This window comes from Flagellimonas myxillae, assembly GCF_023502235.1.
Taxonomy (GTDB): Bacteria; Bacteroidota; Bacteroidia; order Flavobacteriales; family Flavobacteriaceae; genus Flagellimonas; species Flagellimonas myxillae.
On record NZ_JAMFLY010000001.1, the window covers coordinates 344963 to 369612 of the forward strand.

Annotated in this window: 17 protein-coding genes and 1 tRNA gene; 6 read left to right on the plus strand and 12 right to left on the minus strand. The window is 42.2% G+C overall.

Annotation, left to right across the window (positions count from 1 at the left end; all coding sequences use genetic code 11):
• Nucleotides 1-32: 32 nt before the first annotated feature.
• The 3 genes from M3P07_RS01640 (at nucleotide 33) to M3P07_RS01650 (ending at nucleotide 4142) form a co-directional block, all read left to right on the plus strand.
• A complete protein-coding gene (locus tag M3P07_RS01640; protein WP_249968151.1) occupies nucleotides 33-1562 on the plus strand; it encodes a sulfatase in 1530 nt (509 codons plus the stop codon).
• Entirely contained in the window at nucleotides 1559-3088 is a 1530-nt protein-coding gene (locus M3P07_RS01645; RefSeq protein WP_249968152.1) for a sulfatase family protein, read from the plus strand. The genes M3P07_RS01640 and M3P07_RS01645 overlap by 4 nt, the downstream gene beginning before the upstream one ends.
• A 178-nt stretch (nucleotides 3089-3266) precedes the next feature.
• On the plus strand, nucleotides 3267-4142 hold the full coding sequence (locus M3P07_RS01650; protein WP_249968153.1) for an AraC family transcriptional regulator: 876 nt from the start codon (nucleotides 3267-3269) through the stop codon (nucleotides 4140-4142).
• An 80-nt stretch (nucleotides 4143-4222) separates the two neighbouring features.
• Here the strand turns inward: M3P07_RS01650 and M3P07_RS01655 are convergent, their stop codons facing one another.
• The 6 genes from M3P07_RS01655 to M3P07_RS01680 form a co-directional block, all read right to left on the minus strand.
• Nucleotides 4223-5407, minus strand: a complete 1185-nt coding sequence (locus M3P07_RS01655; protein WP_249968154.1) for an exo-beta-N-acetylmuramidase NamZ family protein — start codon at nucleotides 5405-5407, stop codon at nucleotides 4223-4225.
• A 138-nt stretch (nucleotides 5408-5545) separates the two neighbouring features.
• Nucleotides 5546-6892 carry a RagB/SusD family nutrient uptake outer membrane protein gene (locus tag M3P07_RS01660; RefSeq protein WP_249968155.1) on the minus strand — a complete coding sequence of 449 codons (1347 nt, stop codon included), beginning with the start codon at nucleotides 6890-6892 and terminating at the stop codon, nucleotides 5546-5548.
• A gap of 11 nt (nucleotides 6893-6903) precedes the next feature.
• Nucleotides 6904-10221: a SusC/RagA family TonB-linked outer membrane protein gene (locus M3P07_RS01665; protein WP_249968156.1), complete on the minus strand. Its 3318-nt coding sequence runs from the start codon at nucleotides 10219-10221 to the stop codon at nucleotides 6904-6906.
• A 188-nt stretch (nucleotides 10222-10409) separates the two neighbouring features.
• The gene (locus M3P07_RS01670) at nucleotides 10410-11624 is read right to left on the minus strand and encodes a FecR family protein (RefSeq protein WP_249968157.1); all 1215 of its coding nucleotides are present in this window, start codon (nucleotides 11622-11624) and stop codon (nucleotides 10410-10412) included.
• 199 nt (nucleotides 11625-11823) lie between these two features.
• Nucleotides 11824-12483 carry an RNA polymerase sigma factor gene (locus M3P07_RS01675; RefSeq protein ID WP_249968158.1) on the minus strand — a complete coding sequence of 220 codons (660 nt, stop codon included), beginning with the start codon at nucleotides 12481-12483 and terminating at the stop codon, nucleotides 11824-11826.
• 458 nt (nucleotides 12484-12941) lie between these two features.
• A tRNA-Arg gene (locus M3P07_RS01680) sits at nucleotides 12942-13015 on the minus strand.
• 65 nt (nucleotides 13016-13080) lie between these two features.
• Here M3P07_RS01680 and M3P07_RS01685 point away from each other — a divergent pair.
• Nucleotides 13081-13593: an adenine phosphoribosyltransferase gene (locus M3P07_RS01685; RefSeq protein ID WP_249968159.1), complete on the plus strand. Its 513-nt coding sequence runs from the start codon at nucleotides 13081-13083 to the stop codon at nucleotides 13591-13593.
• On the opposite strand, the gene M3P07_RS01690 is transcribed toward M3P07_RS01685, so the two are convergent.
• From M3P07_RS01690 to M3P07_RS01710, 5 genes are all read right to left on the minus strand, one after another.
• Complete coding sequence (locus M3P07_RS01690) at nucleotides 13590-13733, minus strand: SsrA-binding protein (RefSeq protein ID WP_249968160.1); 144 nt, start codon at nucleotides 13731-13733, stop codon at nucleotides 13590-13592. The genes M3P07_RS01685 and M3P07_RS01690 overlap by 4 nt on opposite strands.
• A gap of 101 nt (nucleotides 13734-13834) precedes the next feature.
• Entirely contained in the window at nucleotides 13835-15613 is a 1779-nt protein-coding gene (locus tag M3P07_RS01695) for a DUF885 domain-containing protein (RefSeq protein ID WP_249968161.1), read from the minus strand.
• 735 nt (nucleotides 15614-16348) lie between these two features.
• The gene (locus tag M3P07_RS01700) at nucleotides 16349-18343 is read right to left on the minus strand and encodes a M56 family metallopeptidase (RefSeq protein ID WP_249968162.1); all 1995 of its coding nucleotides are present in this window, start codon (nucleotides 18341-18343) and stop codon (nucleotides 16349-16351) included.
• Nucleotides 18343-18702, minus strand: coding sequence for a BlaI/MecI/CopY family transcriptional regulator (locus M3P07_RS01705; protein ID WP_249968163.1), 360 nt, complete (start codon nucleotides 18700-18702; stop codon nucleotides 18343-18345). The genes M3P07_RS01700 and M3P07_RS01705 overlap by 1 nt, the downstream gene beginning before the upstream one ends.
• Before the next feature lie 14 nt (nucleotides 18703-18716).
• Nucleotides 18717-19787: a serine hydrolase domain-containing protein gene (locus M3P07_RS01710; protein WP_249968164.1), complete on the minus strand. Its 1071-nt coding sequence runs from the start codon at nucleotides 19785-19787 to the stop codon at nucleotides 18717-18719.
• 148 nt (nucleotides 19788-19935) lie between these two features.
• Between M3P07_RS01710 and M3P07_RS01715 the strand changes: the two genes are divergently transcribed.
• A complete protein-coding gene (locus M3P07_RS01715; RefSeq protein WP_249968165.1) occupies nucleotides 19936-20874 on the plus strand; it encodes a calcium/sodium antiporter in 939 nt (312 codons plus the stop codon).
• A 362-nt stretch (nucleotides 20875-21236) separates the two neighbouring features.
• Here the strand turns inward: M3P07_RS01715 and M3P07_RS01720 are convergent, their stop codons facing one another.
• Complete coding sequence (locus M3P07_RS01720; RefSeq protein ID WP_249968166.1) at nucleotides 21237-22247, minus strand: glutamine synthetase beta-grasp domain-containing protein; 1011 nt, start codon at nucleotides 22245-22247, stop codon at nucleotides 21237-21239.
• A gap of 215 nt (nucleotides 22248-22462) precedes the next feature.
• Between M3P07_RS01720 and M3P07_RS01725 the strand changes: the two genes are divergently transcribed.
• Nucleotides 22463-24649: a glutamine synthetase III family protein gene (locus M3P07_RS01725; RefSeq protein WP_249968167.1), complete on the plus strand. Its 2187-nt coding sequence runs from the start codon at nucleotides 22463-22465 to the stop codon at nucleotides 24647-24649.
• The last annotated feature ends 1 nt before the right edge of the window (nucleotide 24650 follow it).

Sequence of the window (24650 nt, forward strand, 5' to 3'; positions counted from 1 at the left end):
ATTACCCACAGAGATAGTAGAATTTCCATAAAATGAAATTAACACCAAGTTACAAATCAACAGTGCGGTATGCTTTGGTACTCCTATTGTGTACAGGGTTGCTTTCCTGTAACACAAGCTCCAAGGAACAAAAACCACCCAATATCGTTTTCTTTTTTGTGGATGACATGGGCTGGCAGGATACCTCTGTTCCTTTTCATACCGAAGTGACCCAACTGAACAAACAATACCATACCCCAAATATGGAACAACTGGCAAATGAGGGCATGAAGTTTACCCAAGCCTATGCTTCGGCTGTTTGTTCGCCATCGCGAATTAGTCTTATGACCGGGATGAACGCTGCAAGGCATCGGGTCACCAACTGGACCTTGTTCCCTGATAAAACCACAGATTCCAATCACGATAAAGTGGTAGCTCCAGCCTGGAACGTCAATGGACTTAGTGCCCAACCAGGAATAAATAAAACGGTTTATGCCAATACGCTACCACAGTTACTGCAAAAGGCGGGATACAAAACAATTCATGCCGGTAAAGCCCATTTTGGGGCAAAGGATACCCCAGGGGAAAGTCCTTTAAATCTTGGGTTTGATGTGAACATAGCGGGGCATGCTGCCGGAGGACCCGGGAGTTATTTGGGGAAATACAATTTTAGCGGTGCTTGGAGAAATGCAATGCGCGTTTGGGATGTCCCGGGACTGGAAAAGTATCATGGACAAGATATTTTTCTAACTGAGGCCCTGACCATGGAAGCCAACGAAGCAGTCAATCAAGCTGTGGCGGAAGACAAGCCATTTTATCTGTATATGTCCCATTACGCCATTCATGCACCTTGGGAAAAAGACGACCGTTTTTACCAAAAGTATATCGATGCAGGCCTGAATGAATGGGAGGCCACCTATGCAGCAATGATAGAAGGCATGGACAAATCCTTGGGAGATATTAGGGCAAATCTAAAACGATTGGGGGTTTCCGAAAATACCATTATCGTCTTTATGTCGGATAACGGGTCCCCTAAACAAGCCCCCCGAAACCTACCGCTACGAGGACATAAACTTACACCCTACGAAGGTGGGGTTAGGGTTCCCCTTCTGGTTAATTGGCCGGGGGTGACCAAAGCCGCCTCAATCAATGACCAATACCTCATTATTGAAGATATTTTCCCAACCTTTTTGGAACTGGCGGGATTGTATGAAGAAGCCAAATTGAGTTCGGATGGTATCAGTTTTTTGCCTTTGCTTTCTGAAATGGGAGCGTATCCAGAGGAACGGCCTATCTACTGGCATTTTCCTAATACCTATGACCAACCCCCCTATAGTGCCGTACGAAAAGGGCCATGGAAATTGATATACCATCATATTGATAGAAAAATAGAACTTTTCAATCTTGATGAAGATATAGGTGAAACTACAAATTTGGCCGAGGAAAACAGCGCGAAAACATTCGAATTGGCTCAGTTGCTTTCTGACCATTTAGTAACTGTTGAGGCCCAAATGCCCTTGGACAAATCCACAGAAAATCCTGTTGAATATCCGAACGAAATAACCAAAAACCATAAAAAATGATTTACAAAAAAATTGCGAGTCTTCTTATTGCAGCATTGTTGTTGGGAGCTTGCCAAGAGAAATCAAAAGAGGAAAAAGAAGCTCCCAATATTCTCTTTCTTTTTGCTGACGATTATACTTATGAAGCCATTCATGCATTGGGCAATAGTGTGATTGAAACTCCAAATCTGGACCGTCTTGTTAGTGAGGGCACCACCTTTACCCACGCTTATAACATGGGTGGTTGGAACGGGGCAATATGCGTTGCCTCCAGGGCCATGATTATTTCAGGCAGTTACATTTGGAATGCACATGGCACCACCACCAAATGGAGAGAAAAAGATTCCACTGCCCTAAGAAACACATGGGGTCGCTTAATGGCGTCGCAGGGTTACAATACCTATATGACAGGGAAATGGCACGTAAATGCTCCCGCCGATTATGTTTTTGATACGGCAAGGCACATTCGACCAGGGATGCCAGACGATCTAAGAAGTCAAGCAAACTGGAAGGAGATACGCCAAGCTTATAAAGAAGGTAAGGATGTGAAGCCTATAATGCCTCCGGCTTATTTTAGACCCGTTGATGAAAATGATACATTATGGTCTCCTTCCGACCCCAAACACAAAGGTTTTTGGGAAGGCGGTAAACATTGGAGCGAGGTCATCAAAGATGATGCGCTTGATTATTTGGAAGACGCAACCCAAAAGGAAGACCCCTTCTTTATGTACTTGGCATTTAACGCACCACATGATCCAAGACAGTCGCCCCAGTCATTCTTGGATAAATATGATATCGAAAACATTCCAGTACCCGAAAATTGGCTGCCCGTGTACCCATACCGGGACGCCATGAACAGTAACTTTCATATGAGGGATGAAGCCTTGGCACCTTTTCCAAGAACACCCTTCGCGATCAAGACCCATTTGAAGGAATATTATGCGATCATAACACATTTGGATGAGCAAGTGGGTAAGATTCTGGATGCCTTGGAAGCTTCGGGGAAATTGGATAACACCTATATTTTCTTCACAGGAGATCACGGTTTATCTGTTGGACATCATGGGCTTTTGGGCAAGCAAAGCATGTTTGACCATAGTATACGGGTGCCCTTAATGGTGGTAGGTCCGGATATCCCCAAAGGTCAAAAGATCAATACAGATGTTTACCTCCAGGATATTATGGCGACCAGTCTCGAGTTGGCCGATATTGAAAAACCAACATATGTGGAGTTTAATAGCCTGTTGCCTTTGGCAAAGGGGGAAACCACCAATGGGCATTTGCAGGATGGTGTTTACGGGGCCTTTGAAAAGGAATCCCAACGGATGATCCGTAAAGATGGATTCAAGCTTATAGTATATCCCAAAATCGACAAGGTCTTGTTGTTCAATATGGAAGAAGATCCAATGGAAATGCACGATTTGGCCGGGATGCCTGAAAATCAAAGCCGCGTAAAATCCTTGTTTTCTGATTTGATGGCATTGCAAAAGAAAATGAACGATCCGCTGGATCTGAATGAACTTTATGCAAACCTAAATCAGCTGTAGGAGACTGGATTTTGCTTTTTTGTGCTCGTGTGGGGTTTTGACTGCATGGATAGGAAACAAGGTCGATTTCTTTGACAAGAATGCATAAATTAGTTCCATCAATTAGCTTGTAGGATAACAGGCATTTAACCGAGGTATTTGGAATAGGGGAATAATCGGGTCAAACGATGGAATTGAAATGAAACCACAACTTGTAGATAGAACGAACCGTCTTAACAGAACACTATCTGAGCAACTACATTCCTTTCCTTACTTTCTAAAAGTTTGGCACTATCACCCGGAGATTGAGCTAGTCGCTGTTAAAAAGAGTACTGGAGTCATCTTTTTGGGCAATGATATGGAACGGTTTCAACCGGGCGATATTTTTTTGATTGGCAGCAATGTACCCCATATGCTATTGAATGACCCAAAATACTTTAAACCCTCCTCCAAACTAAAGGCAGAGTCCCAGGTGATTCATTTTGATAAGGCCTTACTTGAAAGTGACATTTTTAAGTTTCCCGAAGCCTCTGAAATGGTATCTTTTTTGGACGATGCACGGTACACGATAAAATTTGATTCAGCTATTCACGGAGTAGTTGAAAAGAAAGTTAGGAAAATGTTCGAAGTGGGGAATTTTGAGAAAATTATACTCCTGCTGCAATTGATGATTTTTTTGGGGACGGATGCGAAATATAAGGTGATAAGCAAGGGAGATGTCGCCAAGACCTCCATGCAGGCAGGAACGAGTCATAATATGGATAAGGTATATGACTATATCTATTGTAATTTTAGGGAATCCGTGGAACTGGATAAGTTGGTGGACATAGCATGCATGAACAAATCCTCGTTTTGCCGGTATTTTAAACGGATGAACAATAAAACGGTCTCAAGGTTTGTCAATGAGCTGCGTATCGGATATGCCTGCCAACTGTTACAGGAAAACAAGTTTAGTATCACCACAATTTGCTACGAAAGTGGGTTTAACAACATTTCCAACTTCAATAGACAGTTCAGGAATATAATGGACCTCTCGCCCTCAGATTATGTTAAAAAACTCAATTTTGGAAAGTAAAATTTCCAATTATGAATCCTATCTCGAAAGCTATCGATAACCGGAGAAGGGATTGACAAGCATATTTAGATGCTATATGATCAATACAACTTTATATTAATAAATTGTTGCCTGTAATCGCTTAGATTTTCTAAGGAACCAAGGCTTTCCATATCACCGTTTTTCTCTATCCAATGGCGAACTTTGTCCGTCCCGTTAATGACATCTATCGGATTTTGTGTGTAACTGTATTCGTACGGGGGATTTTTCCATTGGAAATCATTACCCAACAGATGATACAGCTCACGCATAATAAATTGCCCGACTCGCCAAGGCCTAAACGTTGACCGATGGGTCACATGGATTTGAAACCCGCCACAAACGGTATTTCCATGTTTTTGAAAAGTAGGAAGAAAGGTTATTGGCCTTAAAACGAAACCTTTGAGTTTCGATGTCTTTATTTTGGAGGCAAAATGGTTTTTATACAAGGAAAAGGGTTCAATTTTTGGATGCCCTACAATTTCCAGAGGTTGGGAGGTTCCTCTACCTTCACTAAGTTGGGTTCCTTCAAAAAAAACGGTTGCAGGAAAAGTAATTGTGCTTTCGGCCCTCGCAAGGTTTGGGGAGGGCAAAAGCCACGGAAGACCCGTATCTTCGAAGAACATTTCTCTTTTCCAACCTTGCATTTTAATGATTTTGAGCATTGCTTTTTCCTCAGCCCAAATTTTTTGATGCATTAGCGCGACTTCCCCGATGGTCATCCCATGGCGAATGGGCAAGGGATGTAGGCCAACAAATGATTCAAATTCAGGTTCGACCAAATTCCCTTCGATATCAATTCCGTTTATAGGATTGGGACGATCCAAAACAACGACCTGAATATCTTTATCGGCACATTTGTCCAACAATAGGGTAAGGGTGTATATGTAGGTATATATCCTACATCCCACATCTTGTAAATCCACAAAAATATGGTCTATATCCGCTAACATTTCATCGGTAGGTATGCGCGTTTCGGAATACAGGGAATACACCGGTATATTGAAGTGTGGATGTACCACATGATCGGTTTCAACCATATTGTCCTGGACATCTGTGGAAAAACCATGCTGGGGACCAAATAGTTTAATAAATCTTGGACCGAACATTTCCTGAAATCGAATCGTAGCATGCGTTAGCGTACCGTCCACGGAGGCATTGTGACAAAGTAAGGCCACATTTCCTGTGAATTCTTTTTGAAGGGCTTTATCCTTTGTTAAAACATCGAGGCCAGTTAAGACTTTCATTTAAATATGTTTTTCGTTAGAAATTAATCAGTACAGAAAAAAGATCATTCTGTTTGGCGCTATAGGATGATTGATTGTATAGGGACAACTATGCTGTTGCCCCCATACAATAACAACTAACCAACTCAAAACTTGCCTTTATATCGAAGGGTTTGCGGGTGTATTTGGGTTATTTTCCCGTTCTATCGTGGGATACGGATAAAAATTCCTATTCCTTTGATTGGTGGTGTTAGCCTCCAAGGGAACCACAAAATCTGGATAGAATCGCCTATTGTCTCCCCATCTCAAACCCGTTAGGAACAGTTCAATCGACCTATTCCTATAAATCTCATCCAAAACATCGGCCTGACTTGCAGCATCGCCCGTCCAAACCGGGAGATTTGCGTTCACCCCAAGCGGATCATCATTTTTTTGCCTCACCAAATCGATTTGAGCCACTGCATCGTCCAGTTGATTTTGTCTAGCATAGGCTTCAGCTTTGTTCAACATCATTTCACCAGGAAGGTAAATGGGTATCGAAGCAGTGTTTGTAGCCGCAAACCCCAACATTTCACTAATGGCCTGCCCCCCGGCATCCGCATTGGCGAAACCAGCATCGGCGCCTAGATAAAAGGCGATTCGTCCGTCTCCTACATCCGGAACCAAGGGCCCGAGTAGACCAAAGTTGGTCTGTGGCTTTAGGTCGGTGGAATTAACGGTTCTGTTCCATAAGGGATTTTGGTTATTTGCGTCATAAATCCACATGGAATTCGTAGCATCACTATCATTTAAAACAGCGTCTGCGGCAGCAATTGCCTCCGCATAATTCCCTGCCAACAAATGATATCTTGAAAGGAAGGCATTGATGGTTTTTGGCAAACTAATCTCCGTCCACAAAACTGTCGAAGCAAACTCCTCCGACATGGGTGTCCCGGCCAATTCATCCCGAGCACTCTGTAAAAGTGAGATGCACTCCGCCAATACGGCGGCCCGATCACTAAACGGGGCATCCCCATCAATCGAGTTGTTGATGGGAGCTTGCTCGAACATCTGAATCATGGACCCCAAAGAGATAGCCTTGAACAAATTGCCATAAGCCAAAAGACCACTTCGAGTACCGGCGGTAAGATCCACGGTATTGGCCCCCTCAATCAAGGATTCGGCCATGCCTTTTGCCTTCAAAAGATTTACCCATGGATTGGTGATACCCCCACTTTCGGGTGGTAGTTCGGCACCTCCTTTGGCCAATTCGTTGATATTCAAAAAGGTATTGGTCACCCCAAGTTCCCTAGTCGTAATTCCTGGTGCTTCAATTACCTGTCTCAGTGCTGTCACCGAATAGTATTGTCTAATACCCGTTGCCAGGGCGAAAAGTCCATCCTTCGTTTTTAAAACAACATCTTCGGTGGGATTGTTGGGGTTTTCAAACTCAGTTTCACAAGCGATAAATAATCCGCTGATCATAAGGAAAACACCTATTATGCTATATATTTTAATATTTTTCATCTTGATTTTTTTTAGAATGTAGCCGTTACACCAACTTTGATTACTCCGGGAATGGGAATAAGTCCCATTACCCCTCCTCTGGACCCATTGCTTTGTGCATCAATGTTCACTTCTGGGTCATAACTGGAAAAATTGTCGATGGAAAACAGGTTTCGACCTGTTAAAAAGAACTTGAAACTATCGACACCTTTAAACGGTTCCCTGAGCAGATAGCTAAAGGATATCTCCCGCAACTTAATGTAGGAGCCATCTTCTATATAGGATTCGGCTATGCCAAAATTGGCGCTTCCTGTTCCCCGAACCTGGTCTCCCCGAAGTTCGCTGGCAGTTGCCGGACCGCCTCCAAATCGATAGAACATTCGTTGGTCCCAGCTCAAAATGTCAACACCTTGAACCGCATCCAATTGCATTCTAAATGAAAAATCCTTGTATGTGAGTTCGTTTATTACGGAGGCTATAAAATCGGGATTTGGATCACCGATAACCTTACTTAAATTGGCGCCAGTCGGTTGTCCCGAGGCATCTCTTTCCGGCACCGGATTACCGTTGGCATCAAAACTACCCTTCTCCCTTTGCGGAAGGCCTGCAGGGGTAAGAAGTAAACTTCCATCTGGGTTCCTGGCATAATATCCCTGGTAAAAAACACCTAAAGGTTGACCATTTTTGGCAACGGAAAATCCGAAGTTCCCAATCCCGAACTGTTCCCCAGCAATATTGTTCACCTCGTTTCTATTTGAGGAATACGTCCCGGTAACCGACCAGTTAAAATTATTGGTTTGGACAGGGGTAGCGGTGATCATGGCCTCAAAACCTTTGTTGGTCATCGTTCCAATGTTTTCTACCCTGGAGCCTGCTCCGGTTGAGGGCGATAAAGTCCGTGCCAACAACAAATCTTCAATGTCTTGGGAATAATAGGTAAGTTCAACACCCAAACGGTTATCGAACAGGGCCATATCAACCCCAAATTCCAATTCGGTTTGTCTTTCGGGTTTTAAATCCGGATTTCCCAATTGCGTAGGGGCGATCAAACCAGAATTACCATCAATGCTTATGGCGGCGTAATTGGACAACCTGTCAAAAGGGCCAATTGCCGTGAGGTTTCCTGCTTGTCCCCAAGCAGCCCTCAATTTAAAGCTGTTGATGGCATCTCCAAGATTATCCTTCCAAAAATCCTCTTCGGACATGAGGTATGAAGCACTGGCCTTTGGATAAAATTGGTTCCTTTCATCGGCTCCAAACACAGAAGACCCATCCAATCGGATTGCACCGGTGAGGAAAAGTTTGTTGTCATACCCGAAAGTTTGCTGCAAAAATCCACCCCAAAATGTTCGTTCGCTCCTGTTTTCATTTGTGGTGATGGAAGCCGCTCCATTTGTGGTTCTAACACCCAAAGCCAATCCAGTACCTGAAATGGACCGAAGGATGTTTTCATCGGCCTGCCATGAAAACCCGGCTGTTGTAGTTGACTTTATGTCCTCAGAGAGCATTTTATTGTAGGAGGCATTTAGATCACTGTTCAACAATTTGGTGCTGATGGTAGTTGTACTAGCGCTGCCCAATGGAACCGTGGTAGTACCTATTGGCACATATCTTGTTCCCCTGGATTCCGCATTGTCGTACCCTAGGGTGTAGTTTATCTTTAAATCGTTGGTTGGGGATAAGTTGATCTGAAGATCACTGATCGTTCTATTGTTCTCCTGCTGAAAATCAAATGTCTCAATGTACTCGAGAATATTTGGGTAAAAGGTCATTTGAGGATAGTTGCCATTTTCATCAGGAACGGGATTGATCGTATTGTTCGTAAATAGGATCGTCTGTAACACTCCAAATCCATAACCCCCATTGGGAACATCGTTGCTATGACTTGTTGAAAAGTACATTCCGGCAGAAGCGGAGGCCCAATCATTGATTTTTTGGTTGACCCTTATCCGTCCACCTTCCCTTTCGTAGTCCGTGGATTTCATGATTCCTTCATTCTTCAAATAAGAAATGGAAGCGAAATAATCGGTATTTTCCGATCCTCCCGATATGGATACATAGTTGTCCGTTCCCATCGAATTCTGAAACACCATATCTTGGTAATCATATCTGGTGACGGACTCTGTATCGAGGACGGTGATATCCGATGAAGTCCAGTCCAAGGGCACTTGGTTAAAATCCCGTTTCTTTCTTAAGAAATTCATGTTGGCACTTGTTGATACCGTGATGACAGGCTTTCCAGAACGTCCCTTTTTGGTAAAAATCTGCACGACCCCGTTACTTGCCCGGGAACCATAAATGGCCGCTGCGGCAGCACCTTTGATTACCTCAATTCTGTCGATGTCCTGGGGATTGATATCCGAGAGCCTGTTCTGGACCACACTGGTGACGTTCAAAACATTTGTGGAATTGTTGTTTACGATTACCCCATCGATTATGTACAGCGGGTCCGAACTTCCATTTACTGTACTTGCACTACGCAATCTTACGCTAATTCCCCCGGCAGGATCCCCCGAGTTTTGCGATACTTGGATACCGGCCAACTTACCGGACAGAGCTGCAGAAATATCAACCGCTCCCGATTGTGCAATTTCTGTTCCTTCAACACTTGAAATGGTATTTCCAATTTGTTTTTTCGCAGTCAGTGCGCCGACCCCGGTAATCACCACCTGGTCAAGGCCCAAAATATCAGTGGCCATAACCACATTATTTTCAATCGTTGTCTGACTTCCGAAGGTTACCGAGACTTCTTGTGTGGTAAAGCCCAATGAGCGAAAAATAAACACATAATCTCCGGGATCCAGGTCTGCCTGCAAAACATAGTTTCCTGAAAAATCTGTGATCACGCCTTGGTTGGTGCCTTCTATTTGAACCGTAACGCCTGGAAGTGGGTCTCCAATTTCATCGGTGACCGTCCCTGAGACGACATAAGTTTCCTGAATATCGACCTTATTAACCGGGATTTCCTTTTTAGGGACGTCCGATTTGTTCAGGGTAAGCACAATCTGCCGATCGATTATTTTATACTTGATTGTGCCATCGGGAAAGAGTTTTCTAAGAACCTTTTGTATTTCTTGTTTTTTGACCTGGATGCTGACTTTTCGCTCCAAATCCAATTCCTCCTTACTATAGAAGAATTTAAACTCTGTTTTGGACTCTATTTCCTCAATAATTTTGGAAATAGTGACATTTTCAACATCTAAATCAATCTTGGTTTTTTGAGCATACCCCGATGACGCTTGAAGCTGAAAAAGGGTCACCATAAAAAACAAGAGTGAAAATTTCATTTTTAGATCAAGTTCCGGAAAGATGCGGGAACACCTTGCCAATGAGTTCATTAGTTTTTTCATAATTTTGTTTTGATTTTTGTTGATTCGTACGACTTAGATCAAATCTGTAATCGGAAAGTGCGGGAACACTTTCCGATTTTTTATTTTCGGTGGTGTTCAATTCATATAGCTTTTGTTTTTAGTTGCCTCCACAAACCAGGATTTTTTTTTCAAAATCCCTATGGTGATTCAGCTCGGTTATATAGTTTTTAATTTTCCATATTTACTATGGTTATGGTGTCATTGTCCACGGAATAGTCAAATGCCGTGTGTTCCTGAAAGACCCTTAGTATTTGATCTAAGGATTCTTTGGTGAAGGTTCCGGTGAACCGCTTTCCGTTCAGTTGATAAAACTGGTTGTCGATGGTTACATTAAAATGTCTTTCCAGTTCCTTTAAGATCAATTCAAAACGATCGTCTACGAAAAAGAGTTTGCCTTGGGTCCAAGCGGTAAACTTTGCCACGTTCACTTGGTCCACGGCTATAGTCCCCTCTTTAAACACGGCACGCTCGCCTATTTCCAAAACAATGGGCTTTTGGCCATCCGAATTGTTCGATTTGTAAACCCCTACACTACCTTCCACCAATACGGTAGAAGTGTTGTTTTCATTCTTATAACTGGAGACATTGAATTCTGTTCCGTAAACACTGGTATTCATATCGTCAGTAATTACGGTGAAGGCACGCTCCTTGTCTTTTTCCACAGAAAAATAGGCCTCCCCATCCAAATAGACTTCCCTGGGTTTCCCACTTAAAAAGGTTACGGGGTATCGTAGTTTTGATCCTGAATTAAGGAAGACATGAGTTCCATCCGACAATATCAGCTCAAACTTTTTACCATAGGGGATGGACAACTGGTTATAGGAAATATTCCCAGGTTCCGCCTCATTCTCACCGTGGTACAGCAAGGTATTTTCCTTCTGGTTTACTATTTGATGTCCATCGGCATTGGTAATGGTGCCTGTGGATGTTTCGTCCAATACCTTGATTGTTCCATCCTCTAATTCCAATGTTATTTGCGGGCTGTCCATTACAACTGAAGATTCCTTTGCAGTGAAAGCGCCTGTTTGGAATATAATGTAGGCCGTACCGATCAAACCGATAAAAAGGGCAGCAAACTTTAGCAGCTGCTTTCTTTTTAAACCATTTGACTTTCCGGGTATATAGATGTTGTTTCCAACTTCCTTTCTCCGTTGAATAATATCTTGCCACATGGTGTTGAAATCGGAATCGGAAAGTTCATCAACATCAAAGTCCATAAGTCGGATAAAACGGGCTGCATTTTGCACGACCTCCCTTTTGTCCGGATTTGAGGTAATCCAGTTTTCCCAAAAGTTTTTGGTCATATCGTCTGGGTTCAAGACCCATTTTTGAAAATATTCATCCTTGATAAAATCTTCTTCCGTGTAGTGGGTGTACTTCATCCTGCTTATGCCGAGATCAATTGTGTTGTTATCTACTAAGAGGGAGAATTTCAATTTTTACCCCAAAATATTTTGCCTTTTTTCAAAAAATAAAATTTGACTCTGTTAATCATTTGATTAACAGGATATTATTTTGCTATCCTAAAAGAGAAAAGAAGGCGGGTAAGCCTAAAAAAGATGGGAATTCAATTTGAAGTCGTTACGGAAGCAAAAGGGGAATGGTAAACAAGGGAGCTGCTCCCATATATTTTCTTAGGAAACCAATGGTCCTTCCCATTAGTTTATAGGTGCCTTTTTTGCTCAGGGACATAATTTCGGCAATTTCAATATAACTCAAAAAGGCATAGTATTTAAGGTAGATTATTTCCTTTTGACGATCTGTAAGTTTGTTTATGGCTTCTTTGAGCTTTACTTGCTGTTGGTCGAATTCTTGTTTTTCAATCAAGCTGTGTTCCAAGGAATGTGACGCGGTGTTTGCGGTCATAAAAAACTTTGCACCATGGACTGTTTTTCTACCTAAAACAGATTCTGAAATCAACTTTCTTCTTAGGGATTTAAAGAGGTAGGATTTTATGGATTTAACTTTGCCTAGTCGATGTTTGGAATCCCATAGTTCAACAAAGAGGTCTTGAATACAATCTTTGACAAGGTTTTTGTCGTTGACAATCTTCAACCCATAATTATATAGCACAAAGACGTTGTTTCTATAGATTGAGGCATAGGCCGCCTCATTACCGGATTGGAATTCGCTCCAAAGCTGGGAGTCTTCTATTTTAGTCCCACCAATTGGGTTCGAGGCCAGCTTGTTTTTGGTGTCCTCGGTAAAAGTTTTGGGTTGATGGATTGGTTTGATTGACAAAATGACTGACGATACAGGATTTTTATACCGTCAAGTTACAAAATTAATCAAGGATGATTGTTCTAGAAAATGTAGATGGTATTGTTCGTTTACATTTTACATGTGTTTCGTGAAGTTGTCTCTGTAGGATTGTTTCACCTCCTTTGTATTCCCTCCTGAAAATGCAAACAAGCATCGCTATCGCACTGCAGTTTTGTATTTCCTGCTCACTTATGAAAACAAAGTTTTCAATGTTAGCAAAAAATACAAAACCCTGCATTTTCATACAGGGTTTGCGCTTTAAGTGACCGCGGCAGGATTACCTTACATTGTTCGGTTTTCCTTTGCGCTGCGTAGTCTAAATGAAAAGCACTAAATCCTTGATTTGGCTGCTTTTTTATTTTCACTTCGCTTCTTGAACAAGTTCAAAGCTCGTTCAAATAAAAAAGCCCGCCATAGGCGAGCTTTTCATTCTTAAGTGACCGCGGCAGGATTCAAACCTGCAACCTTCTGAGCCGTAATCAGATGCGCTATTCAGTTGCGCCACGCGGCCGTAAATGGGGTGCAAATATATTTCTTTTTACCTTTACAACAAAACCGCTTTATCCAAAAAAACCTATGGATTTTCAGGCCTTTATCCGGGATGTGGAAGATTTCCCAAAGCCCGGTGTTACCTTTAAGGATATTACCCCCTTACTAAATCATCCCGAAGCATTGAACCAAGCTTGCGAAGCCCTGTTTTCCATGTTGGAGGGCTTGTCCATCAACAAGGTTGTTGGAGTGGATAGCCGAGGCTTCATTTTCGCACCAATGCTTGCCTCCAAGCTGGGCGCCGGATTTGTCCCGGTCAGAAAAAAGGGAAAACTTCCTTACAAAATCATATCCGAATCCTACCAGCTAGAGTATGGCGAGGATATTTTGGAAATGCACACGGATGCCATTAAACCCGGTGAAAAAGTTTTGGTGCACGATGATGTGTTGGCAACGGGAGGTACGGCGAGTGCTGTGTGCAAGTTGGTCGAAAAATTGGGTGGGGAAGTGGTTCAATGCAACTTTTTGATTCAGCTCACCTTTCTTAATGGGGCCGAAAAACTGGGTGATTACCCTATCAAATCCTTACTGCGCTATTAATCCAGCGCCCTTGTGGTCACAAAATACCGCCAACCTATAATGGCCAACTGCAGTTTGGATGCCTTGGCTGGATCCAGACCCTTTTTGGTATAGGAGGGAAGCACAGCCTTGTTGATTTTGGCAAGAATTTTGTAAAACATGCTTTAAGTGTTGGTTATGCAAATATAATCAACCTTGTCCGACCTGTTGAATAACAAAAAAGGGGCCGATCACTCGGCCCCTAGGAAAATATACCTAACAATTAACTATTTTCCTTGATCCATCTATTGATTTTATCTTCCAGCAAGGCTAATGGAACACAACCTGTTTCCAGCACTTGGTTGTGGAATTGTCGGATGTCGAATTTATCTCCCAAGGCTTCGGACGCTTTTTTGCGCAATTCTTGAATCTTTAGCTGTCCTATTTTATAGGATAAAGCTTGCCCAGGGTTGGCCATATAGCGTTCAATTTCGGAAATGATGGAAGCTTCGGATTCCGCTTCATTGTCCAAAGAATACTGGATGGCCTGTTCACGGGTCCAGCCTTTGGAATGCAGTCCGGTATCCACTACCAATCGAATGGCCCTGTGCATTTCGGCACCCAACATTCCAAAAAGTTGATAAGGGTCGGTATACAGTCCAAGCTCTGTTCCCAAAGATTCGCTATACAATGCCCAGCCTTCGCCGTAGCCACTGTACCACAATAGCTTTCTAAATTTGGGAAGCACTTCGCTCTCCTGGGTCAATGAAATTTGATAATGATGCCCAGGAATGGCCTCGTGGAGGAAAAGAGATTCATCGGAATAAACATTGTAGCGGGTTACCTCCGGAATCGGGGTATAGAAAATTCCGGGTCGGGTACCATCCAACGAACCTGGATTGTACTCGGCACTAGCGGATTTTTCCCTAAAAGCCTCCGTTCTTCTAACTTCAAAAGGCGTTTTGGGTTTCACATCGAAGAGCTTCTCTATCTGAGGTTTCATGCGGTCATGAATGGCATTGAAATTTTCAATAACCTGTTGTGGGTCCGTAAAGGGCATCAAATCCTTGTTATTTCTTACGTAATCAAAAAAGGATTTTAAGTCTCCCTCAAATCCAACCTGCTCCTTGATTTTTTCCATTTCGGACCTTATTCGCGCCACTTCACTTAAGCCCAATTCATGGATTTCGGCCGCCGTCATGTTGGTGGTGGTGTATTTTTTGATTTGGTGGGCGTAATAGGCATCACCGTTGGGTTCTCCTTGTATCCCGCTGGACTCGCGACCAGCATCCATATACTCATTGGCCATAAAAGCATGGAGCTTTTCGTAGGCGGGAATAATCTTGTTCTCGACCATATCCTGATAAGCTTTGGTCAACTTGGTCTTGTCCTCTTCTGAAAAATTATCTGGTATGTTATTAATTGGGGAATAAAATAGGTGCTTCTCCAAATCCTTTCCTGTTTGGGATTCCAGTTGTGGTAAAACCTTTTTGATCAGGGATTTGGGGAGTACATGACCTTTTTCCATTCCTTCCCGCATTTTGTCTTCCGCGCTGGCCAACCAGTCCAAGAAGCCGTCCACTCTTTTCATCCATTTTTCGTAATCCTCGACCGTGTTGAAGGGCTGTGCACTGGAACCGCTGGCCAATTGTCCCATGAATAGATTGGGAGACCACATTTGGTCAATGGGGGTAAGATTGGCATTGTGGTTAAACTCGTTTAAGTTGATATCGCATTCCCAGGCTAGGATAGCCTTGCTCATTTGCTCGCTCTCTGTTAGACTTTCATCTGGAAAATTGTCCAATTGGGCCTTAAAATTTTGAAAGTGGGCCTTTGACTTGGCAATGTGATCATCGGATAACTGATTTGCGAAACTGTCATCATATCTGTGGTCACCTGCAGTGGTGGCATTTATCGGGTTCAGTTTCAGACCATCTTCGTAATAGCTGTCCAAAACAGCAGCAAATTCTTCACTTAGGTTGGGGGATTCTTCTTTTTTAGCTTCCTGTTTACAGGATTGTAATCCAACGAGGACTGCTAAAACAATTGTTATTTTTTTCATCAATTTAGGTGTGATTTGTTATAAAAATGTAAAATACTGAAATCAACCTGATTGCTGTGCAAGGGAATTGCTAAAGTTTTCTAAAAAATAGTCCCGCTATTGCGGGACCGGTTCTAAAAGAAATGAGAACCTTCCATGGAAATGTTGGATTTGATAATGGGCTTGGTAACCAGGGTAACAATTCCTAAGCGTAAGATCGGTATTACAAACAAAGTAAGCATGGCAATTGGTTTTAAATGGTTAGACAAAAATGACGGTGAGAAGTTGGATGACCAACATCACCAAAAATTTTACGATTGTGATCATTGTTTAATTGAATTTTAAGGGTTGAAAATGGTGTTGTTAACCGGTTACTTTTTTTAAGATAAAATGACCGAAATCATGTTTCCAAATTTTTAGGGCAAAATCAATACAATTGCATACAAAATTGTAGTTAAAAAAATGAGAATGAATATAAAATTGATGTGACCTTCTACGATGAAGTATAAAATTGTAATATTAAATAACCCAAACAGTTTCAAATATTAACAATTGTAGGGGTGTTTTGGAGCATTTTTTGAAAACGTAGGGAGATTTTTTACGAAAAAGGGTCATTTTGGGCAATTTCGTTTCTTTTCAAATAAAAAAACCGACCACAAATGGGTCGGTAAAAATTAACTATTTATGAATATTTGGGATTAGTTTTCCACGCTCAATCATGGGTTTGCTGGTTGGTCGAAACCTGAAATTCCTTCTCTAAAATTTAACGGGATGTCCAATGGTGGCGGAAAGCTTTTTGGTGCTAACACTTATATAACCATTTTTGGTCTTATCGCCATATAAGGATGTCATAAAAGGTTTTTTGTTAACCGATATGGACGTGATATTTTCGGGTTTTAAGGCAATAAACTCTTGATAGGAAATCTCTTTGCCATTCAAAAGAATCAATCTATTTGATTCCAAGGTTTTTGGGGACATGTTGTTTTTCGCCTGATTAAAGGCCGCGATGTTATTTAGATCAATCGGGGATAGTTTGCTTGTTAAAACAACTTTATCATCATTTGGAGTATGCTCATGGGTTTCGCCATCTGAATGTGATTTCTCTTCTTTTTCCCCTTTTTTGGATTGTATTTTTTTACCACTATTCGAGGATTTATTGTAATTGGATTTGGTGATGATTTCAATCGCTCCGTTTTTAGCTTTGTTACCATACTTTTTTATCGCTCCCTCTCCTTTGTATACGCTTATGGATTGGATGGCATCCGGAGATAGTTTTTTTACTTCCTTTTCTTGAACTTTCTTGCCATCCAGAAAATATATGGGCTCCCCATTCGAATTACTGTTCCTGAACAATAGTCCATTGCTTCCAGGGATTGCTTCTAACCCATCATGACTATCAGATGCTATTGAAACGTGTACTTCCTCATCAAGTTTTTCATTTTCGTGTTGTTCGCCGTTATGGCCCGAATCAATATGCACTTCAACATCCCCTTCTTTGTGCTCATGTTCAACATCTATCGATACCTCATGATTGCTATCCGAATGGATACTTATGGTTTTGTCGTGGGAATTCCCAAAGGAAATTGTATTGGTGGTATCGTCGTAATGGATGGTAAGGGGTTTAATGGGTTCGCTCGAACTGGAATTGTAGTTTCCGCTAAAGGTTTCTCCATCCGAGTTTTTTCCACTGATATGGATTGCAATATCAATGATTTCCATTTTGTCGTTATGCACAACGGTATAGGAAAGGTCAATGCCATCTTTGGCAAATTTCTCTTTTATGTTTTTCAACTCTTCGTTCGAGGTGTCCTTGTTGATGGTGACCGATATAGAACGACCTTGTTCGAGATTTACTCCCGCCTCAAATGCTGAAGGGTCGGTAACATATATAGTTTTGGTGTTAAAACTCATTAGAAATATTGTCACAACGGGAATGATCAGTAGCATTTTGAGCATTCTGCTTTTTTTGGAATGATTTTGATTTAACATGACTATTCGTTTTTTGATCAATGAATTGTAAAAGGGGTTCGCCAAGGTCAAACGGTGCGGTCCAAGAACCTGTTTGAGCATTAGGTATTGATAGAATTTTTTGCCTTCACCTTCCGAGCAGCTTTTGGCGTCTGCCAAAAACTCCAAATTTTGTTTTAAACAGTTCCTGTACCACCAAATAAATGGATTGAACCAGAACAAGACCATCACCGCTTCCATAATAAGGATGTCCACCGAATGGTATTCCCTTGCATGTACTTTTTCATGTGCGATTACGGATTTAAGCTCGCTTGGGTCGAAAGTTTCTTTGTGATAAAAGATGTATCGGAAAAAAGAAAAGGGCGATACGTCTCGAAGCGTGCGAACGTGATAAAAGGGATGGTCCTTGTACAACATTCCGGACTTGATCAATTTCTTAATGGCCAAAAACTGTAAAAGCAGGCGGCCTCCAAAAAAGAGAACGCCCAGTAAATACGCAAGTAATACAGCTGTTTCCCAATCTAAAAAATCAAAAATACCCTTTGAATTTGATACTTCAGTTGGAACAACACTATAGGTAGATTGGTACACATTGAGCGGGGCAACCAAAACAGTTTCTGTGATAGGGGCGAAAGGTGCCAGCAAGGCCAGACCGATTCCGCCAAGCAAAAACCAACGATTCCCGTTAAAGAAGGTCTCATTTCTCAACAATAGGAGGTAGCAGCCCAAAAAGAGGAGCATAACTCCGGATGACTTCAAAAGATGTAAAAAAAACGGTTCCATTATTTCTTCTTTTCGATAAGATCAATAATCTCTTTTAGTTCTTCAACAGATATTTTCTCCTCCTTGGCAAAAAAGGAAACAAGGCTTTTATAGGAGTTGTCGTAAAAATCGGCGATGGTGGAGTTGATAAATTTTTTACGGTAAGCCTCCATGGTCACCAAGGGATAATATCTATGGGTATTCCCAAAAGCTTCATGACCCACATAATTTTTCTCTTGCAGATTTCTAATTATGGTAGAAAGCGTGTTGTAATGGGGTTTGTTGCCCTCCATTTGTTCCAAAACCTCCTTGACAAAGGCTTTTTTGAGCTTCCATAGGATCTTCATTACTTCCTCTTCCTTGTTCGTTAATTTTTGCATGATATAGGTGCTATTTAATTCAATAAAATCCGGGCCACATTTACGGCGAGGTCCACCGTAAAATCATTGGCTTTGTTGGACATCAGAATAATTGTTAATTCCTCCTCCAGAAGTCGCCAGAAATCGGCAAAGAACACTCCATTACCACCGTTATGTGTTATCAGGTCTGTTTCTCCGCCGGTTGGAATAATGACCCAACCATATCCGTAATAAGAGGGGTCTCCCGGTGCTTCTTCAATATGTTTTCCATAGTACTTGGATTTAGCTTCTTTGGACAAAATTTCATCCCCAAGAAGGGCCAAATGCCAAGCAAACAAATCTTCAACGGTGGATAATATCCCGCCATTTCCCTTTAAATGTAAATAGGGTCCATCAGAATCCCAAGGTTTTTCATTGGGTTTGCCCCATACTTTTTTCTTGGAATACCCGTAGGCTATGTTTTGTTCGTCCCAGTTGGGCAATAGATAGCCTGTATTTTTCATACCTGCTGGATTAAAAAGGTTTTCCCGCAAAAAGGTTTCATAATTTTCACCGGAAACTTTTTCGATGATTATGGACAGTAGGGCATATCCGACATTGGAGTACTCATGTTCCGAACCAGGTTCTATATGCTTGGCAGAGGCAAATGCTTTGGTAATGTATTCTTCTTCGGAGATTTTATCATAATCGCTGCCAATAGCTACTGGAAATCCAGCCGAATGGGTCAATAAATGATGGATTTCAATACCTGAAAGTGCTGCAGGAACTTTAGAAAAGTACTTGGAGATTTTGTCCTGTACCAAAAGTTTGCCTTGCATTTCGAGTTTCAGGATGGCGGCAGCGGTAAACTGTTTTGTGAGGGACCCGGTTCCAAAAATGGTAGTGACGGTGTTGGACTTTTTTTGTTCCAAATTGCGATACCCGTAACCATCGGCATGTAAAATACTGTCACCATGCGCGATAAGGATGGTCCCGGAAAATCCTTTGGAATCCAGTTTGGCCATGTACTCATCCAATTTCTCAAGGTTAGCTGCACTTGGTTTGGTGGATTGTGCTCTGCACAAACCGATTGCCATTATGAGTATTACTAGGATATAGTTTCGCATAATTCAAAGATTTGCATCAAACATAGTATTATAAATTTAGTTATACAACTATAACTATAGTTATTTAACTATTTATTTAGTTTTTATTTTGATGGGAATAGCCTTTTTATCATCAAATCTTCATCTATATTTACGGCAAAATTGACACTTGGGAAATCTACTATTTATTGTATTAGGCCTTGTTTTGCTTATCATTGGCGGAAATTGGTTGTTGAAAGCTGCGGTGGCCTTGTCACTTAGATTGGCCATTCCCAAAATTGTGATTGGGATGACGGTGGTATCTTTTGCTACCTCGGCCCCAGAATTGATCGTTAGTGTAAATGCTGCCCTGGAAGGATTGCCCGATTTGTCCCTGGGGAATGTGGTTGGGTCCAACATTGCCAACTTGGGATTGGTTTTGGCCATTACCATACTCATGGGGCCTATCCAAGTCCGTAAGAGTTTTTACACTACGGATTGGCCGGTAATGATGTTTGCTTCACTATTGTTTGTTGGGTTTATCTATTTCGATGGAAGACTTGAGCAATACGAGGGAATCATCTTTGTGGTTTTGCTGTTTTTGTTTTTGGTGTACCTGCTTCGGTTTCAAAAGACCGCAGTTGTGGATGAAATGCCGGAGGATGATGAAGTTCTTCCGCTTTACAAAACGGTCCTTTACTTAGGACTGGGCGGAACGGCATTGTGGGGCGGTTCGGAACTGTTGATCTACGGAGCGGAAAATATGGCCTTGGCCCTTGGGGTTAGTGATCGTATTATTGGTATAACCATAGTATCGGTGGGAACAAGCATCCCCGAACTTGCAGCATCTATTATTGCCGTTATGAAAAAGGAAAAAGCAATTTCCCTCGGTAATTTAATTGGTTCCAACATTTTCAACCTCTTCGCTGTGTTGGGGATTACCTCCATAATTACCCCCATAACAGTTGTAGATCAAGGACTCTTGACCAGCGATGTTTTCTGGATGCTCGGAATCTCTTTCCTGATTTTGCCCTTGGTCTTTTTCCCCAAAGGCTTACGATTGGGCTGGAGGGATGGCATTGTACTATTGATAGGATATGCTGCCTTCCTGTATTTTACGGTGAGTTAGTGGTTTTAGTGGAATAGTGATTTGGAGTGAGATAGTGATTTAGTGCGGGCGAGTGTTGTAAGTGGGTTAGTGTTTTAGTGTGGACTAGTGGACGTTAAAACGTTGTAGGTATATGATCTATTCCATTCATAAATTACCAAATCGATACATTTTCACATTGATTCAATCCCAATTTCCACATTGGTTCATTCCCACATTGGTCCATTCCCAAATTCCCACATTGATCAATTCCCACATTGATAAATTATCACATTGACTCATTGCCAAATTCCCACATTGATACAAAACCTGTATCTCCAAAACAAAAAAACCGCCCCTAGTGGGACGGCTTATAATTGATAAACAACAACTAATTTTATAAACTATACGGCTGCGGACTTAACAGTTTTAATGATTCTTCCCGCAATTTTGTATGGATCTCCATTTGAAGCTGGTCTTCTGTCCTCCAACCATCCTTTCCATCCTTTTTCCACTGTAATAATAGGAATTCTGATAGATGCACCACGGTCAGATACACCATAAGAGAAATCCGATACATGGGCAGTCTCGTGCAATCCGGTCAAACGTTCGTCATTAAACTCTCCATAAACGTCAATATGTTCTTCGGTAACAGGTCTAAATGCTTCACATATTTTTTCGTAAATCTCCTTAGATCCACAAGTTCTTAAAGTAGTATTGGAGAAATTGGCGTGCATTCCGGAACCGTTCCAATCTCCTTTTACTGGCTTGGGGTGGTATTCAATATAGTAGCCATACTTTTCAGTAAGTCTGTCCAAAAGGTAACGAGCAATCCAAATTTCGTCACCCGCCTTTTTGGCTCCTTTGGCAAATAATTGGAATTCCCATTGCCCAGGCGCAACCTCTTGGTTGATCCCTTCAAAGTTCAATCCTGCCTCAATACATAAATCGGCATGTTCTTCAACCAAATCCCTGCCCCAAGTGTATCTACCACCAACAGAGCAATAGTATTTACCTTGTGGACCAGGGAACCCTCCGCGAGGAAATCCTAAAGGTAAATCGGTTTTGGTATCCATTAAAAAATACTCTTGTTCAAAGCCAAACCAGAAGTCATTATCATCATCATCAATGGTTGCCCTGGCGTTGGAAGTGTGTGGTGTACCATCGGCATTTAAAACTTCTGCCATGACCAACCAGCCGTTCTTTCGTACGGGGTCAGGGTAAATAGCAACAGGCTTTAACAAACAATCAGAAGAACCTCCAGATGCTTGTTCAGTGGAAGAACCATCAAAGGACCATAAAGGACAATCTTCCAGTTTACCACTAAAATCGTCTTCAATTTTAGTTTTGCTCCTCATGTTTTGAGTTGGTTGATGGCCATCCAACCAGATGTATTCTAATTTAGATTTGCTCATAATTGCGGTCGTTATTTTGTTCTCAAAAAATTTAAAGAAACAAAAGTATGTTTTTCAGTTGATAATACGCATTTTAAAGGGTTAAAATCGCTATTACATCAATATGTTTTATCGAACCCCCAATTTTGAGGGGGTTAAACATAAAAAAAAGTAATTTTTGCAACATATATTATTAAATTGATAATCGTAGTTTTGTGTTTTAAAAGAAATAACCAATGGCAAACACCAGATTTGGGGCAATAACAGAAAGCGGAAAAAGAAGTCACTCCAAAATAGAAGAAACTGGAAGACGATCACAATTGTTCGGACAACAAGTGTTCAATGAGGAGAAAATGCTTCAATTTTTAACCAAGGAAGCTTTGGAAAAGGTCAAATCGGCCATTTTTCAGGGCAGCAAAATAGACCGTAAGATTGCGGATCAGGTTGCGGAGGGAATGAAGGCTTGGGCATTGTCCATGGGGGCGACCCACTATACCCACTGGTTCCAGCCCTTAACGGGGTCCACAGCAGAAAAGCACGATGCATTTTTTGATATCCTACCGGACGGTAGGGCTATGGAAAAGTTTGGGGGCGCACAACTGGTACAGCAAGAACCGGATGCATCCAGTTTTCCAAGTGGGGGAATCCGAAATACCTTTGAGGCCAGAGGATATACCGCATGGGATCCCACCTCTCCGGCTTTCATTTACAAAACAACGCTTTGTATCCCCACGATTTTTGTTGCCTATACGGGAGAGGCACTGGACAACAAGGCCCCTTTGCTTCGAGCTTTGCACGCCATAGATGAGGCGGCTACCGGTGTGGCCCAATATTTCGACAAAAATGTGCGGAAAGTATACGCTACCCTGGGCTGGGAACAAGAATATTTTCTGATAGATAAGGCATTGGCAAAGTCCCGATTGGATTTGGTCCTGACCGGTAGAACCATGGTCGGAAACGCAGCAGCTAAGGGACAACAGTTGGATGACCATTATTTTGGCGTGATACCCGCCCGGGCCTTGAGCTTTATGAGCGATTTGGAAAAGCAGTGCACCAAATTGGGCATTCCCGTAAAAACAAGGCACAACGAGGTGGCGCCCAACCAGTTTGAGCTGGCGCCTGTTTTTGAGGAGGCCAACCTTTCTGTGGACCACAACCTGTTACTTATGGATGTGATGGAGGAAATTGCCGACCGCCATAATTTTACGGTACTGTTCCATGAAAAACCTTTTGCCGGGGTTAATGGTTCAGGGAAACACAACAATTGGTCATTGGCTACAGATACAGGGGTCAATCTGTTGAGTCCAGGTTCCACACCCATGAAAAATCTACAGTTCCTGACCTTTTTTGTAAATACCATTAAAGCGGTGGATACGTACGAGGAACTTTTGCGTTCGTCCATAGCCTCGGCCAGCAATGACCATCGTTTGGGTGCAAATGAAGCTCCACCGGCCATCCTTTCCATATTTATTGGGAAGCAGCTGAGCGATGTGCTCGACGAACTGGAAGGAGTGTCGCAAGGAAAGCTGTCTCCGCAGGAGAAAACGGAGCTAAAGCTCAACGTGGTAGGGAAGATCCCAGAAATCCTTTTGGACAATACGGATAGGAATAGAACCTCCCCCTTTGCCTTTACCGGGAACAAATTTGAGATGCGTGGCGTTGGGTCCAAGACCAATTGCGCAAAACCCATGACCATTCTAAATACAATTGTGGCCAAACAACTGTCCGACTTCAAAAAAGAAGTGGATGCACTGATTGGTAAAAAGAATCTAAAGAAAGATGAAGCCGTGTTCAATGTGCTTCGGGAATACATAAAAACTTCAAAAAGAATTCGGTTCGATGGCGATGGCTATGGCGACGAATGGCAGGATGAGGCACGCAAGCGAAAACTGAGCAATAACAAAAACACCCCAGAGGCGCTTCAAGTGCTTACCTCCAAAGATAGTATTGCCTTGTTCAAGGAGATGGGAGTGCTGAGCGAGGTGGAGTTAAAGGCCCACCAGGAAGTGGAATTGGATGCCTATGTGCTGCACATGCAGATTGAGGGCAGGGTGTTGAGTGAAATGGTCTATAACCATATTATTCCAGCAGCGATTGGCTATCAGAATGCCTTATTGGAGAACGTAAGGGGACTAAAGGAGGTTTATGGCGCAGTGTATAACAAGGTGGCCGAAAGTCAGCTCAATATATTGGAACAGATTGGGGAGCACCTTGGCGAAATTAAAAAACAAACGGATGAAATGAACGCTGCACGCCGTCGTGCCAATGCACTCTCCACCGTGAACAAAAAAGCACAGGCCTATTGCGACAATGTAAAACCTTTCTTTGAATCGATTAGGGAACAATCCGATAAACTGGAAAAATTGATTTCGGACGAACTCTGGCCCTTTACGAAGTATAGGGAACTTCTCTTTGCAAAATAAT

What these genes read in the sequence shown, in the direction of transcription:
- M3P07_RS01640 (WP_249968151.1), top strand. Translation starts at nt 33, where the DNA reads ATGAAATTAACACCAAGTTACAAATCAACAGTGCGGTATGCTTTGGTA.
- M3P07_RS01645 (WP_249968152.1), top strand. Translation starts at nt 1,559, where the DNA reads ATGATTTACAAAAAAATTGCGAGTCTTCTTATTGCAGCATTGTTGTTG.
- M3P07_RS01650 (WP_249968153.1), top strand. Translation starts at nt 3,267, where the DNA reads ATGAAACCACAACTTGTAGATAGAACGAACCGTCTTAACAGAACACTA.
- M3P07_RS01655 (WP_249968154.1), bottom strand. Translation starts at nt 5,407, where the DNA reads ATGAAAGTCTTAACTGGCCTCGATGTTTTAACAAAGGATAAAGCCCTT.
- M3P07_RS01660 (WP_249968155.1), bottom strand. Translation starts at nt 6,892, where the DNA reads ATGAAAAATATTAAAATATATAGCATAATAGGTGTTTTCCTTATGATC.
- M3P07_RS01665 (WP_249968156.1), bottom strand. Translation starts at nt 10,221, where the DNA reads ATGAAAAAACTAATGAACTCATTGGCAAGGTGTTCCCGCATCTTTCCG.
- M3P07_RS01670 (WP_249968157.1), bottom strand. Translation starts at nt 11,624, where the DNA reads ATGAAGTACACCCACTACACGGAAGAAGATTTTATCAAGGATGAATAT.
- M3P07_RS01685 (WP_249968159.1), top strand. Translation starts at nt 13,081, where the DNA reads ATGGATTTTCAGGCCTTTATCCGGGATGTGGAAGATTTCCCAAAGCCC.
- M3P07_RS01690 (WP_249968160.1), bottom strand. Translation starts at nt 13,733, where the DNA reads ATGTTTTACAAAATTCTTGCCAAAATCAACAAGGCTGTGCTTCCCTCC.
- M3P07_RS01695 (WP_249968161.1), bottom strand. Translation starts at nt 15,613, where the DNA reads ATGAAAAAAATAACAATTGTTTTAGCAGTCCTCGTTGGATTACAATCC.
- M3P07_RS01700 (WP_249968162.1), bottom strand. Translation starts at nt 18,343, where the DNA reads ATGGAACCGTTTTTTTTACATCTTTTGAAGTCATCCGGAGTTATGCTC.
- M3P07_RS01705 (WP_249968163.1), bottom strand. Translation starts at nt 18,702, where the DNA reads ATGCAAAAATTAACGAACAAGGAAGAGGAAGTAATGAAGATCCTATGG.
- M3P07_RS01710 (WP_249968164.1), bottom strand. Translation starts at nt 19,787, where the DNA reads ATGCGAAACTATATCCTAGTAATACTCATAATGGCAATCGGTTTGTGC.
- M3P07_RS01720 (WP_249968166.1), bottom strand. Translation starts at nt 22,247, where the DNA reads ATGAGCAAATCTAAATTAGAATACATCTGGTTGGATGGCCATCAACCA.
- M3P07_RS01725 (WP_249968167.1), top strand. Translation starts at nt 22,463, where the DNA reads ATGGCAAACACCAGATTTGGGGCAATAACAGAAAGCGGAAAAAGAAGT.